Below are 14,611 nucleotides of genomic sequence, written 5' to 3' on the forward strand. Positions count from 1 at the left end.
ACTATCGTTTTTACTTTTAGAAAGAGGATTGTCTATGCGTAAAGTTGAATTTTTTGATACAAGTCTTCGTGATGGGGAACAAACACCAGGTGTTAACTTTTCAATCAAAGAAAAAGTTGCCATTGCTAAGCAACTTGAAAAATGGGGAATTTCTGTAATCGAAGCAGGTTTTCCTGCAGCTAGCCCAGATTCATTTGAGGCAGTAAAACAAATTGCAGAAGCTATGACAACAACTTCTGTTACCGGCTTGGCACGCTCAGTAAAATCTGACATTGATGCTTGTTATGAGGCTTTGAAAGATGCCAAGTATCCACAAATTCATGTCTTTATCGCAACAAGTCCGATTCACCGTGAGTTTAAATTGAAGAAATCAAAAGAAGAAATTCTTGAAGCTGTAAAAGAGCATGTGACTTATGCGCGAGAACGTTTCGATGTTGTTGAGTTTTCACCAGAGGATGCTACTCGTACTGAGCTTGATTTCTTGACTGAAGTTGTTCAAACAGCGGTTGATGCTGGTGCATCATATATTAATATTCCAGATACAGTAGGATTTACGACTCCAGAAGAGTTTGCACGTATTTTTGATCATTTGACTGAAAATATTAAATCAGACCATAAAGTTGTTTTTGGTGTTCACTGTCACGATGACCTCGGTATGGCAACTGCAAATACTTTGACAGCAATTAAACACGGTGCTGGACGTGTACAGGGAACTGTTAATGGTATCGGTGAACGTGCGGGTAATGTTGCTCTTGAAGAAGTAGCTGTTGCTTTGAAAATTCGTGAAGACTTTTTCCAAGCAACAAGTGATATTGTTCTTAATGAAACAATGAATACTTCAGAGCTTGTTTCTCGCTTCTCTGGAATTCCTGTTCCTAAAAATAAAGCTGTTGTTGGTGGAAATGCCTTCTCTCATGAATCAGGTATCCACCAAGATGGCGTTCTTAAGAACCCACAAACTTATGAAATTTTCACACCAGAATTGGTAGGTGTGAAGAGTAACAGTCTTCCTCTTGGTAAATTGTCAGGACGTCATGCCTTTGTTGAAAAATTGAAAGAACTTGAGCTTGACTTTGTGGAAGAAGATATCAAACCACTCTTTGCCAAATTTAAAGTCTTGGCTGGGAAAAAACATGATATTACTGACGCAGATATTCGTGCACTTGTTGCTGGTACAAGTGTAGATAATCCAGAAGGTTTCCACTTCGAAGATCTTCGTTTGACTACTAATGCTGATGAAACAATCACTGCTACAGTAAGCTTGGCTAATGAAGATGGTGAATCTGTTGAATTTTTGGCAAATGGCCAAGGGTCAGTTGAAGCTATCTTCAATGCTATTGACAAATTCTTCAACCAAACAGTTCGCTTGACTTCTTATAATATTGACGCAGTAACTGATGGTATTGATGCGCAAGCGCGTGTACTTGTAACTGTAGAAAATGTAGATACAGATACTATTTTCAATGCATCTGGTTTAGACTTTGACGTCTTGAAAGCATCAGCAATTGCCTATATCAATGCTAATACATTGGTTCAAAAAGAAAATGCTGGTGAGATGGCACGTAAGGTTTCTTATCGTGACCTTCCATAAGCCGAAGAGGAGTTAAACATGACAAAGAAAATTGTAACACTTTCAGGTGATGGAATTGGACCTGAGATTATGGCAGCAGGTCTTGAAGTTCTTGAAAAAGTAGCTTCAAAAATTGGATTTGATTACGACATCGATGCTAAACCATTTGGTGGTGCTGGCATTGATGCCGAGGGTCATCCACTTCCTAAGTCAACTTTGGATGCTGCTAAATCAGCAGATGCTATCCTCTTGGCTGCAATTGGTGGACCTAAATATGACAATGCGCCAGTTCGTCCTGAACAAGGACTTTTGGCCATTCGTAAGGAGTTGAATCTCTTTGCTAATATCCGTCCTGTCCGCATCTTTGATGCTTTGAAACACTTGTCACCTCTTAAACCTGAGCGTATTGAGGGCGTAGACTTCGTCGTTGTTCGTGAGCTCACAGGTGGTATTTACTTTGGTGAGCACATTTTGGAAGAAGATAAAGCTCGCGATATCAATGATTATTCAGCAGATGAGATTCGTCGTATCATGCGTCGTGCCTTCAAGATTGCTCAAGGTCGTGGCAAAAAGGTCACTAGCATTGATAAACAAAATGTTTTGGCAACTTCTAAATTGTGGCGTAAGGTTGCTGATGAAGTTTCTTTGGAGTTTCCAGATGTAACCCTTGAACATCAGCTCGTTGATAGTGCCGCAATGATTATGATTACCAACCCAGCTCGTTTTGATGTGGTTGTGACAGAAAACCTTTTTGGTGATATCTTGTCTGATGAATCAAGTGTCCTTCCAGGAACTTTAGGTGTTATGCCATCTGCCAGTCATTCTGAAAATGGTCCAAGTCTTTATGAACCTATTCATGGTTCAGCACCAGATATCGCTGGTCAAGGTATTGCCAATCCAATTTCAATGATTTTGTCAGTAGCTATGATGTTACGTGAAAGTTTCAATGAAACTGAAGGGGCAGAATTGATTGAAAATGCTGTTGATAAGACCTTGAATCAAGGCATCTTGACACGTGATTTGGGTGGTCAGGCTTCGACTGCTGAAATGACAGCAGCTATTATTGGCAATCTCTAAACTCATGACACTAAAACTAGTGTTACTAAGTGTTTTGTTGGTATGGAATATTGTCGTCTTATTGGTTTATGGCCTTGATAAACATAAGGCTATCCGACATAAGAGACGGATTTCTGAGAAGGCATTATTATTACAGACACTGATCTTTGGTGGTATTGGTGCCTTTCTAGGTGGGAGACTTTTTAGACATAAAATTAACAAATGGTACTTTAAGCTTTGCTGGCTTATAGGAATTGTTATAGATGTCTTTCTTTTATACCTTATTCTAACAAGACTTTCGGATTAGCTAATCCTTAGATTATAATTGGAGTATTTTATGAGCGGAAAATCAATTTTTGATAAACTTTGGGAACGCCACGTCGTTACTGGAAATGAGGGCGAACCACAATTGATGTATGTGGATCAGCATTATATTCACGAGGTTACAAGTCCACAGGCCTTTCAAGGACTTCGTGATGCTGGACGTAAAGTTCGTCGCCCAGATTTAACTTTTGGTACGACAGACCACAACGTTCCTACGGTTGATATTTTTAACATTCGTGACCTTATTTCTAAAAACCAAATTGATACTTTGGCGAAAAACGTTGAGGAATTTGGTATTGATGCGGCTACCCACGGTACTGCTCGTCAGGGGATTGTCCACATGGTTGGTCCTGAAACAGGTCGTAGTCAACCAGGAAAATTTGTCGTTTGTGGTGATAGTCATACGGCTACTCATGGTGCCTTTGGTGCTATTGCCTTTGGTATTGGTACATCTGAGGTAGAACATGTCTTTGCGACACAATGTTTGTGGCAAGTGAAACCGAAGAAAATGAAGGTTGAATTTGTTGGTAAACCACAGCCAGGTGTTTATTCAAAAGACTTTATTCTTGCACTCATTGCACGCTATGGCGTTGATGCTGGTGTAGGATACGCAGTTGAATATTGTGGTGAAGCTATCGATGCTCTTTCAATGGATGAACGCATGACCATCTGTAACATGTCTATTGAATTTGGTGCTAAGATGGGTCTTATGAATCCAGACCAAAAAACTTATGATTATGTTGAGGGGCGTCCATGCGCACCTAAGGGTGAGAAATTCGAAGAAGCAGTAGCCGACTGGAAAACTTTGGTTTCAGATCCAGATGCTGAATATGATAAAGTGATTACTATTGATGTTTCAGAATTGGCACCTATGGTTACATGGGGAACTAACCCTGAAATGGGTGTTGAGTTTGATCAACCATTCCCAGAAATCAAGGACTTTAATGATGAACGTGCCTACGAGTATATGGACGTTAAGCCTGGTGAATATGCTAAAGATATTGATCTTGGCTATGTCTTCATTGGTTCTTGTACTAACGCACGTCTTAGCGACCTTGAGTTAGCTGCTAAATTCGTTAAAGGAAAACATATCTCACCGACATTGACAGCTATTGTTGTTCCAGGTTCGCGTCCAGTTAAGAAAGAAGCTGAACGTCTTGGTTTGGATAAAATTTTCATGGATGCAGGATTTGAATGGCGCGATCCAGGTTGTTCAATGTGTCTTGGTATGAACCCAGACCATGTTCCAGAAGGTGTGCATTGTGCATCTACAAGTAACCGTAACTTCGAGGGACGTCAAGGATATGGTGCTCGTACTCACCTTTGTAGCCCAGCAATGGCAGCAGCTGCAGCAATCGCTGGTAAATTTGTAGATGTGCGCGATATGCCAGAAGTTCAAGCATAAGGGAGAAGATAATGGAAAAATTTACCGTCTATACAGGGAAATCAGTACCTTTGATGAATGATAACATCGATACGGACCAACTCATTCCCAAACAATTCTTGAAAGCTGTTGATAAAAAAGGTTTCGGTAAGAATTTGATGTTTGAATGGCGTTACCTTAATGATGATTACGATGAAAATCCTGATTTCGTCTTCAATAAACCTGAGTATCGCGATGCGACCATTTTGGTTACTGGTGATAACTTTGGTTCGGGGTCATCTCGTGAACACGCTGCATGGGCATTGGAAGATTACGGTTTCCGTTGTGTTATTGCTGGATCATTTTCAGATATTCACTATAACAATGAATTGAAGAATGGTATGTTACCAATCGTTCAACCCTTGGAAGTACGTCAAAAATTGGCTGCTCTTCCTGCAGGTGAGGAAATTACGATTGACCTTCCAAACCAAGTGATTAAATCTTCAGCAGGAGAGTTTCCATTTGATATCGATCATGAGTGGAAACGTAAATTGGTTGAAGGGCTTGACGATATTGGAATCACTCTTCAATATGAAGATTTGATTGCTGCCTATGAAAAACAACGCCCATCATATTGGCAATAAGAAACAATGATGTGTATGTAAAATAATAATGAGGACTTAAAAGAATGGGATAAGGACAATGTTTAAGGTGTTGTTCTATCTCATTCTTTTTGTTTGCAACAGTTAACATGGTAGAGGCGTTTTTACAAGGAGCGTATGCTATAATAGAAAGATAGAAAGGAGGCCTTCATGTTTGCACAATTGGATACAAAATCCGTCTATAGTTTCATGGATAGTGTTGTAGATTTGACCACCTACGTTGAGCGTGCCAAAAAGCTTGGCTATCAAGCCCTTGGCTTGATGGATCGTGACAATCTCTATGCTGCTTATCATTTTGCTCAGTTTGCAAGTAGCAAGGGTTTACGTCCTTTGATTGGTATGGAAGCTAATCTATTTTACGAGGGCAGAAAAATTCCTTTTCGTCTATTAGCAAAAAATAATCAGGGCTATAAAAATTTGATGAAGTTGGCAACAGAGCTCTCCTCAGGGCAACGCGAGTTTACAGCTTTTTCGGACTATCTGAATGCTATTGCCCTCATCCTTCCGAGTGAAGAGTGGGAGCCAGGAATGACTCTTGGTTCAGAGGTTTTTATTGGGATAAGGCCAGAAGATGCTGGCAAAGAGTTTGATTATCCTGTAATTCCTTTACATACAGTGCGTTATTTTGAGAATGTAGATCGCTCGACAATTCAGATGTTACACGCCATCTCACAAAACGTTTCCTTGTCAGAGGCCTCTATTTGTCCTATGAATCAGCTTCTTTTCTCGCCTCAAGAAATGGAAAGTGCATATAGTGATATTCCAGAGGCTTTGAACAATTTGGAGCAACTTGTTTCAGATATTACTTATCAATTTGATACGGATTTGAAGCTTCCCCGTTTTAATCGTGATATGCCAGCAGTTGACCAATTACGTCAATTAGCCCAATCTGGATTAGAAACTAAAAAGTTAAGCGCAGCAGTTTATCAGGAACGTTTAGACAAAGAATTGTCTATCATTCATCAGATGGGCTTTGATGATTATTTCTTGATTGTCTGGGACTTATTACGCTTTGGGCGTAGCCGTGGTTATTATATGGGAATGGGACGTGGGTCTGCTGCAGGAAGCTTGGTAGCTTATGTCCTTGATATTACTGGAATTGATCCCGTTAAAAATGACTTGCTTTTCGAGCGTTTTCTAAATGAAGAACGTTATAGCATGCCTGATATAGATATCGACCTGCCTGATATCTATCGAAGCGAGTTTCTTCATTATGTTAGGAACCGTTATGGTAGTAAGCACTCTGCTCAGATTGTTACTTTTTCAACTTTTGGGGCCAAACAGGCTATCCGAGATGTTTTTAAACGTTTCGGAGCCAAGGAATTTGAACTGTCACAACTTAGTAAAAAGATTTCTTTTCGTGACACCTTGACTTCTGTCTATGAGAAGAATATGTCATTTAGACAGTTGATTAATCAAAGACAAGAATTTCAGAGAGCTTTTGAGATTGCTAAGGCTATTGAAGGTCAGCCAAGACAGACTTCAATCCATGCTGCTGGTATTGTGATGAGTGACGATGACCTGACCAACCATATTCCTCTAAAAGCTGGTGAGGATATGATGATTACTCAGTACGATGCCTCCGCAATCGAAGCCAATGGCTTGCTTAAGATGGATTTCTTGGGCCTCCGTAATTTGACCTTTGTTCAAAAAATGAAGGAGAAACTTGAAGAAGAGCATGGAGTCGCTATAGATATCAAATCAATTGATTTGGAAGATCCACAGACCCTAGCTCTTTTTGCCAAGGGGAAAACTAAGGGAATATTTCAGTTTGAGCAGGCGGGTGCTATTAACCTTCTTAAACGGATTAAACCCGCTAAGTTCGAAGAAGTGGTAGCGACAACCTCTCTTAACCGACCTGGAGCTAGCGATTATACAGATAATTTCATCGCTCGTAAGTATGGTAAGGAAAAAGTAGATTTGATTGATCCAGTAGTTGCACCAATCCTTGAGCCTACGTATGGCATCATGCTTTATCAAGAGCAGGTTATGCAAATTGCCCAAGTATTTGCAGGCTTTACACTCGGAAAAGCCGATTTGCTTCGTCGGGCAATGTCGAAAAAAGATGCCAATGAAATGTCCAAGATGTCCGAAGAGTTCATGGAAGGAAGTCGTCGGTTGGGACGTAACCCACAGATTGCTGAACGACTCTTTAGTATGATGGCTAAGTTTGCAGGTTATGGCTTTAATAGAAGTCATGCCTATGCTTATTCAGCACTAGCCTTTCAATTAGCCTATTTCAAAACGCATTACCCTCAGATTTTCTATGACATCATGTTAAACTATTCGTCTAGTGATTACATTAAGGATGCAATTGAAAATGGCTTTTCTCTAGCCAGCCTTGATATTAATAGAATTCCCTATCTGGACAAGATTTCAGATGGAAAGATTGTATTAGGTCTTAAGACTATCAAAGGCTTGCCAAGAGATTTTGCCCTTTGGATTATTGAGGATCGCAAACAAAATGGTAAATACATTTCTATAGAAGACTTTTTGACACGTATTCCTAGCAAATATCAGAAAGTCGATAGTCTGACACCTCTTATCCAGATTGGTTTGTTTGATATTTTTGAACCAAATCGTCAGAAAATCATTGGTAATTTAAGCAACCTCTTTACTTTTGTCAATGAGTTAGGAAGTTTGTTTGCAGAGTCATCTTACTCTTGGGTTGATTATGAAGACTATAGTCAGACGGATCGTTATAATTTAGAACAGGAGTTACTAGGAGTTGGGCTTAGCCCCCATCCTTTACACTTGGCTCAAAAAATGGCCTCTCGTCCCTATCAAGCCATTTCTGATTTGGCTGTTAATACTAAGGCAACGGTTTTGGTTCAGATAGAATCCGTTCGAATTATCAGAACTAAAAAAGGTGATCAGATGGCCTTTCTGAACGTCACTGATGGGATCAATAAACTTGATGTTACCCTATTTCCAGAAACTTATTTCTATAATAAGGATAAATTAAGTGAAGGTGGTCTCTTTTATCTTGATGGACGGACCCAGGAGCGTGATGGACGCATTCAGTTAATCTTGTCAAACATGGAGGAAGCTAGCACGGAGCGTTTCTGGATTTTACTTGAGAATCATGATAAAGACATAGAAGTTTCTCAAATATTAGCTAAGTATCCTGGACACATTCCTGTCATTATCCGTTATCAAGGAAGTAAGGAAACTATCGTTAGTCAAAGATACAGAGTAACTAAGAACGAGGAACTTAATCGGGAATTAGCACCTTATGTGCTGAAAACGGTTTTACGGTAAAAAAACAATAAATATTTTCAAATTTAAAGCCATTTAGAATTCTTTGTGTTATAATGAAAATGTTAAATATATAAAAGGAGTATCAGGAATAATGAAACGTATTGCTGTTTTAACTAGTGGTGGAGATGCCCCTGGTATGAACGCTGCCGCTCGTGCAGTTGTTCTCAAAGCAATTTCTGAAGGAATTGAGGTCTTCGGCATTAACCGTGGATACGCTGGTATGGTTGAAGGAGATATCTTCCAACTTGATGCCAAAGGCGTAGACAACATCCTCAGCCGTGGTGGAACTTTCCTTCAGTCTGCTCGCTATCCTGAGTTTGCCCAACTTGAGGGTCAACTTAAAGGTATTGAGCAACTTAAAAAACATGGAATCGAAGGTGTAGTAGTTATTGGTGGAGATGGTTCTTACCATGGTGCTATGCGTTTGACTGAACATGGTTTCCCAGCTGTTGGTCTTCCAGGAACTATCGATAACGATATCGTTGGTACAGACTACACAATTGGTTTTGATACTGCTGTTGCAACAGCAACAGAAGCTATCGATAAGATTCAAGACACTGCTTTCAGTCACGGACGTACTTTTGTCGTTGAAGTTATGGGACGTAACGCTGGTGATATCGCTCTTTGGGCTGGTATTGCTTCTGGTGCAGACCAAATTATCGTACCTGAAGAAGAGTATGATATTAATGAAGTTGTACGTAAAGTTAAAGAAGGTTACGAATCAGGTGCTAAAACTCACCATGTAATCGTAGTTGCTGAAGGTGTCATGGGTGCTGAAGAATTTGCAGCTAAAATGAAAGAAGCTGGAGATACTTCAGATCTTCGTGCAACAAACATTGGACACGTGGTTCGTGGTGGTTCACCAACTGCGCGTGACCGTGTTCTTGCTTCATGGATGGGTGCACATGCGGTTGACCTCCTTAAACAAGGTATTGGTGGTGTAGCTGTTGGTATCCACAATGAAGAGCTTGTTGAAAGCCCAATCCTTGGTACAGCAGAAGAAGGAGCTTTGTTCAGTCTTACTAAAGACGGTAAAATTATCGTCAACAATCCTCACAAAGCACGTCTTGACTTTGCAGACCTTAACCGTTCATTGTCTAACTTGAGCTAATCTCAGTTACTTAAATTATTGTTAATCCGTCGCTAATGCGACAAAAAATATAAGGGAGTTTTATTTATCATGAATAAACGTGTAAAAATCGTTGCAACACTTGGTCCTGCGGTTGAAATCCGTGGCGGCAAAAAATTTGGTGAAGATGGTTACTGGGGTGAAAAACTTGACCGTGAAGCATCTGCTAAAAACATTGCTCAATTGATCAAGGAAGGTGCCAACGTTTTCCGTTTCAACTTCTCACATGGTGACCACGCTGAACAAGGTGAACGTATGGATGTCGTTCGTATGGCAGAAGACCTTGCTGGTCAAAAAGTAGGTTTCCTTCTTGATACAAAAGGACCTGAAATCCGTACTGAATTGTTCGAAGGTGATGCTAAAGAGTATGCATACAAAACTGGTGAACAAATTCGTGTTGCTACTAAACAAGGTATCAAATCAACTCGCGACGTTATCGCTTTGAACGTTGCAGGTGCACTTGACGTTTTTGACGATGTAGAAGTTGGTAAACAAGTTCTTGTCGATGATGGTAAACTTGGTCTTCGTGTTGTAGACAAAGATGCTGAAAAACGTGAATTCATCGTTGATGTTGAAAATGATGGTATCATCGCTAAACAAAAAGGTGTAAACATCCCTTACACTAAAATTCCTTTCCCAGCACTTGCTGAACGTGATAACGCTGATATCCGTTTTGGTCTTGAACAAGGTCTTAACTTTATCGCTATCTCATTCGTACGTACTGCAAAAGATGTACAAGAAGTTCGTGCTATCTGTGAAGAAACTGGTAATGGACACGTTCAATTGTTGGCTAAAATCGAAAACCAACAAGGTATCGATAACATTGATGAAATCATCGAAGCTGCTGACGGTATTATGATTGCTCGTGGTGACATGGGTATCGAAGTACCATTCGAAATGGTTCCAGTTTACCAAAAAATGATCATCACAAAAGTAAACGCTGCTGGTAAAGTTGTTGTTACAGCTACTAACATGCTTGAAACAATGACAGAAAAACCACGTGCAACTCGTTCTGAAGTATCTGACGTATTCAACGCAGTTATCGATGGTACAGATGCTACAATGCTTTCTGGTGAATCTGCAAATGGTAAATACCCAGTTGAATCAGTTCGTACAATGGCTACAATTGATAAAAACGCTCAAACTCTTCTTAAAGAGTATGGTCGTCTTGATTCATCAACATTTGACCGTTCAACTAAGACTGAAGTAGTTGCGTCTGCAGTTAAAGATGCTACTAACTCAATGGATATCAAACTTGTTGTTGCTCTTACTGAATCAGGTAACACTGCTCGTTTGATTTCTAAATATCGTCCAGAAGCTGATATCTTGGCTGTAACATTCGATGAAATTACTCAAAAATCATTGATGCTTAACTGGGGTGTTATTCCAGTAGTTACTGAAAAACCAAGCTCAACTGATGATATGTTTGATGTTGCTGAAAAAGTTGCATTGGAATCAGGTCTTGTAGAATCTGGTGATAACATTGTTATCGTTGCTGGTGTTCCAGTAGGTACAGGTGGTACAAACACTATGCGTATCCGCACAGTAAAATAATTTAAGTAGAACTTAAATTGAAAGAAGGTCTTTGGATCTTCTTTTTTTGGCTCTATAATCGATTTAGTAGGTTAAACTATTGAAGAGATTATAGAGCTTTTTTCCTAGCTAGGTAAATGAATTGGATAATAATAACAAGTGAAAAAGTGAAGAATATCATATTTATTCCGAATGGTTTAAAGCAAGATGGCTGATTTGGTTTGTATTTTCAACAGATTTAGTTCTAAGTGTCATATGACTTAGAAGGTCTTTAGAGAAGAGGGAAATTATCTTTTCAAAGAAATTTTGTTTTTCTTGAAAACAACAGGATAAAAAAATGTCGTTAAATAGACTTCTAAACTATAGTTAAGATGGTTATAAGCTATATTTTTTAGAAGGACTGAGTAGATAACCAACCATTTTTATTTCAATAATGACTTATTAATTTAAAAGTTCTAATGAATTATTAATTCTGAAAATCGATTTTTGAAAAAAATGAAATCATAAGTTTCTTTTTACTGATAATTCTAAAAATAAATAATTATAAAATTATTAATTGAAACGTTTATAAAAATAGTAATATCTATAATCATTCTACTGTTTACATGATTATTTTTAAGTGAACCTTATAAAAAAATTGAAAATAAGAGCATTTCTTTTAACAAATATTAGGAATTTTGTTAAAATATTTAACGATTAGTATTTTTAAATACTTTTAATCTCATTGAGGGGTGAGATACTTAATAGTATAAGTGTGGAGGATTACCAAAGTGGGTAAAGATTTATTTAATGATAGTATAAGTCGATTTTCGATTCGTAAGCTGAATGTAGGGGTTTGCTCCGTTCTTCTTGGAACTCTGGTTATGGTTGGTACTGCTAGTCAAGTATCTGCCGATGAAACAGCTAACCTAGTCCAAGCAGGAGATGTAGCTAGCACTACTGCTACAGTGAGTGATGAGACATCTTCTCAGAATGCTGTTGCTACTCAAGCTTCGACGGAAGTCGCAAATCTCTTATCAAGTTATGAGACTAATAGTCAGTCTCAAACCGTTTCAAATGCTAGCGCAGCTACTTCTGAAACGTCTACAACACAAGCTTCTAGTGAGACAACATCTCAAGCAGCTTCGTCAACGTCAGCAAGTACTGCAGCATCTACCACTAGTGTTGCTGACTCTACAAGTGTAGGCAATACTACGGGAGTTTCAACGACAGCCTCTGTTACATCAGCATCATCTGAGACACCTGCTTCAGAAACAGCATCTGAAGCACAAGGTGTGGACGTTCAAGCAGAAGCTTCTACAACGAATGCTCTTTCAAGTGGTGCCGAAGCATCTGCTGTAGAGCAACCTGTTGTAACAGCAGAAACTTCTGGTCGACGTCGTACACGTCGTGCCCTTGGTGATGCCAATGATCCAAACTTGATTGGTGATGATGTAGAAGACGCAACCTCAACTCCAAAAGTTGAAAAACCAACAGAATTTTCTAAAATTAATGCAAAAGAACTAGTTAAACAAATTAACTGGTTAGATTTTGGAGATACAACTGCTTGGACCAATACTACAACATCTAAAGACGGTAGAACAGCTCTTCAAGTAGGATCAACTTACACTAAAGAAATTATGCCTGGATATATAGTTAACATTAAGGTTAAGAGTCTTAAACCATTCCAAGCAACTGAAATTTATAAAAACCGTATGGAAGCACAAGGTGCTACAGAAGCTGAAAAAGCTACATATGATCCAAATGCAAAAAATGGATACATTGGAACTATTGGAGATCCTACAACTAGAGCAGCTTTCGCAAACAGAGAAGAAGCATTAGTAGTAGCAGACGCTCAAAATCGTTGGACTGAAATTCGTCAAGAAGGAATTGATACTGGTTCAAAACGAACAACAATTTCATCAGAGTATAATGGTGCGAATATCGGTGTTCAATTTGAGATTTCTGCAACATTCCGTGGTAAATCAGTAAAACCTGCAGTAGTAGCTGCTGATGGTGAGTCAGCTAACCCTGGTGAATTAGTGTTATTCACTACAAATGGTGCTGGTTGGAAACATATCGGAGAATGGAAAAAAGCTTCTAATACTGAAACGTATGTAGTTCAAGACACACACAATTATTTTGATCCCGCAAATAACTATAGTAGATCAAAATTTGTTGATGTAAATGGTGCTAGAATATCAGGACTAAACTTGGAATTACTTCGTAATGCTAATGAGGTTGGCCCAGATAAAAAACCAGTAGCGTGGAAATACTTTGGTAGTCCAGACCAAGTTACGGGTGGATTAGGAACTGGAGTTTTCGGACCGAACGTGTCTGCTAGCCGTTTTTCAGTACCTCTAGTTATGACTCAAGGAGCTTCAGAAGTGGGACTTTATATCGCATCATCAGGTAAACAATCTGCTATGCTTGGATTCTTCCCTCTTGATGAAGGAGACGCTCCAGAAAGTTATGGAAAAGCACAACACTCAATTGGAACGGTAGACGGTGTAACAGGTACAAAACTTGCTCAACCATACTTAGGAACTGTAAGTCCTGATATGGATGAAAATAACGCAAATGACTGGACAGGTGATGATAACACTATTTCTGCTGATGAAGGTGTTGATCAAATCGTACCTGATAACTTAAAAGGTCAAACTAATGATATGATTAAATTAGACCGTACTCGTCCAGGAACGTATACTTTAGATGTTGAAGCACATACTGATGGTGCTGCTAAAGCGTATGTTTACGGTTGGATCGACTTTAACCAAAATGGAACATTCGATGAGGATGAACGTTCTGACTTGGCAACTGTTACAAAAGATGGAACAGTTAGACTTGAATTCAGAAATGCAAAAACAATGATTGATCCAAGTGTTACTGAATTAGGTACACGTGTTCGTATTGCTAGTAATCAATCAGATATTGAAAACCCAACAGGTTTAGCTTTATCTGGAGAAGTAGAAGACTTTAAAACTCAAATTACTTTCCCTCCAAAAGGTGAACGTAAAGAAACAATCGATGTTCAAGGAGCGACACAAACAGCAACAGTTGCTTTCACGGCTCAAGGACTATCCAAGTACAGCCGTGATAAAAATGCAGAAATCGATCAAACTGTAGCTCCAGTTATTATTGATAATAGAACGAAACAAGTAGTAAATCCAAAAGCTGATGGATATTATGTAATACCAGGAGAAGGTAAATATAAAATTACTCCAAACAGTAATAACGTAGATATTGAATTTACTCCAGAAGATAACTTTGTAGGAACTGCGAGCGGTATAAGTATCCGTCGTACAGATGATAATGGTTATACAACTGATTGGGTTTCTAAAGATAAAACATTATTACCATCAATTAATGAAGTGATGGATAATATGGATGGTCTTTACATTCCAACAGTAACACCTAAAAATATCGAAGGGGAAGACAAGAAATCTACGGATGTTCAAGGAGCTAGTCAAACTGGTACGCCAGAATTCGCTCTTGAAGGAACAAATAGTAATGGTGAGAAAGTTAAAATCACACCTGATTTTGATTATCCGGCTAAGTTTGTCGATCCAGCGACTGGAAATGTCATCAATGATCCTGTTTTGACTGTAGAAGGAGAAGGAATTTACTATCTAGACGAGTTGACTGGCAAGGTTACTTTTGTACCAGAACCAGGATTTACTGGAATTGCCAAGGGGTAACAGTTTCTCTTACGGCTCCAGTTGGTCGTGACAAAG

Annotated in this window: 9 protein-coding genes; all 9 read left to right on the forward strand. The window is 39.0% G+C overall.

Going from position 1 to position 14,611, the window contains the following annotated elements; all coding sequences use genetic code 11:
• Positions 1-34: 34 nt before the first annotated feature.
• The 9 genes from BSR19_RS04680 to BSR19_RS11900 all read left to right on the forward strand — a co-directional run bounded on the left by BSR19_RS04680 (position 35) and on the right by BSR19_RS11900 (position 14,575).
• Complete coding sequence (locus tag BSR19_RS04680) at positions 35-1,591, forward strand: 2-isopropylmalate synthase (RefSeq protein ID WP_060971493.1); 1,557 nt, start codon at positions 35-37, stop codon at positions 1,589-1,591.
• Between the two features lie 18 nt (positions 1,592-1,609).
• Complete coding sequence (leuB, locus tag BSR19_RS04685) at positions 1,610-2,647, forward strand: 3-isopropylmalate dehydrogenase (protein WP_002890787.1); 1,038 nt, start codon at positions 1,610-1,612, stop codon at positions 2,645-2,647.
• 4 nt (positions 2,648-2,651) lie between these two features.
• On the forward strand, positions 2,652-2,933 hold the full coding sequence (locus BSR19_RS04690) for a DUF1294 domain-containing protein (protein ID WP_037598114.1): 282 nt from the start codon (positions 2,652-2,654) through the stop codon (positions 2,931-2,933).
• Between the two features lie 30 nt (positions 2,934-2,963).
• Positions 2,964-4,355 (forward strand): 3-isopropylmalate dehydratase large subunit, encoded by a 1,392-nt coding sequence (gene leuC / locus BSR19_RS04695; RefSeq protein WP_037597711.1) that lies wholly within the window; start codon positions 2,964-2,966, stop codon positions 4,353-4,355.
• An 11-nt stretch (positions 4,356-4,366) separates the two neighbouring features.
• The gene (gene leuD / locus BSR19_RS04700) at positions 4,367-4,957 is read left to right on the forward strand and encodes a 3-isopropylmalate dehydratase small subunit (protein WP_002890790.1); all 591 of its coding nucleotides are present in this window, start codon (positions 4,367-4,369) and stop codon (positions 4,955-4,957) included.
• 168 nt (positions 4,958-5,125) lie between these two features.
• Complete coding sequence (locus BSR19_RS04705; protein ID WP_156246653.1) at positions 5,126-8,236, forward strand: DNA polymerase III subunit alpha; 3,111 nt, start codon at positions 5,126-5,128, stop codon at positions 8,234-8,236.
• A 91-nt stretch (positions 8,237-8,327) separates the two neighbouring features.
• Positions 8,328-9,347, forward strand: coding sequence for a 6-phosphofructokinase (gene pfkA / locus BSR19_RS04710; protein ID WP_156246654.1), 1,020 nt, complete (start codon positions 8,328-8,330; stop codon positions 9,345-9,347).
• Positions 9,348-9,416: 69 nt separating this feature from the next.
• Positions 9,417-10,919, forward strand: a complete 1,503-nt coding sequence (gene pyk, locus BSR19_RS04715; RefSeq protein ID WP_002890793.1) for a pyruvate kinase — start codon at positions 9,417-9,419, stop codon at positions 10,917-10,919.
• Positions 10,920-11,668: 749 nt separating this feature from the next.
• Positions 11,669-14,575: a CshA/CshB family fibrillar adhesin-related protein gene (locus tag BSR19_RS11900; RefSeq protein WP_414820567.1), complete on the forward strand. Its 2,907-nt coding sequence runs from the start codon at positions 11,669-11,671 to the stop codon at positions 14,573-14,575.
• Positions 14,576-14,611 lie beyond the last annotated feature (36 nt).

It is taken from the genome of Streptococcus salivarius, from assembly GCF_009738225.1.
GTDB lineage: Bacteria > Bacillota > Bacilli > Lactobacillales > Streptococcaceae > Streptococcus.

Coding starts and splice junctions, on each gene's coding strand:
- BSR19_RS04680 (WP_060971493.1), top strand. CDS start 35: ATGCGTAAAGTTGAATTTTTTGATACAAGTCTTCGTGATGGGGAACAA.
- leuB (WP_002890787.1), top strand. CDS start 1,610: ATGACAAAGAAAATTGTAACACTTTCAGGTGATGGAATTGGACCTGAG.
- BSR19_RS04690 (WP_037598114.1), top strand. CDS start 2,652: ATGACACTAAAACTAGTGTTACTAAGTGTTTTGTTGGTATGGAATATT.
- leuC (WP_037597711.1), top strand. CDS start 2,964: ATGAGCGGAAAATCAATTTTTGATAAACTTTGGGAACGCCACGTCGTT.
- leuD (WP_002890790.1), top strand. CDS start 4,367: ATGGAAAAATTTACCGTCTATACAGGGAAATCAGTACCTTTGATGAAT.
- BSR19_RS04705 (WP_156246653.1), top strand. CDS start 5,126: ATGTTTGCACAATTGGATACAAAATCCGTCTATAGTTTCATGGATAGT.
- pfkA (WP_156246654.1), top strand. CDS start 8,328: ATGAAACGTATTGCTGTTTTAACTAGTGGTGGAGATGCCCCTGGTATG.
- pyk (WP_002890793.1), top strand. CDS start 9,417: ATGAATAAACGTGTAAAAATCGTTGCAACACTTGGTCCTGCGGTTGAA.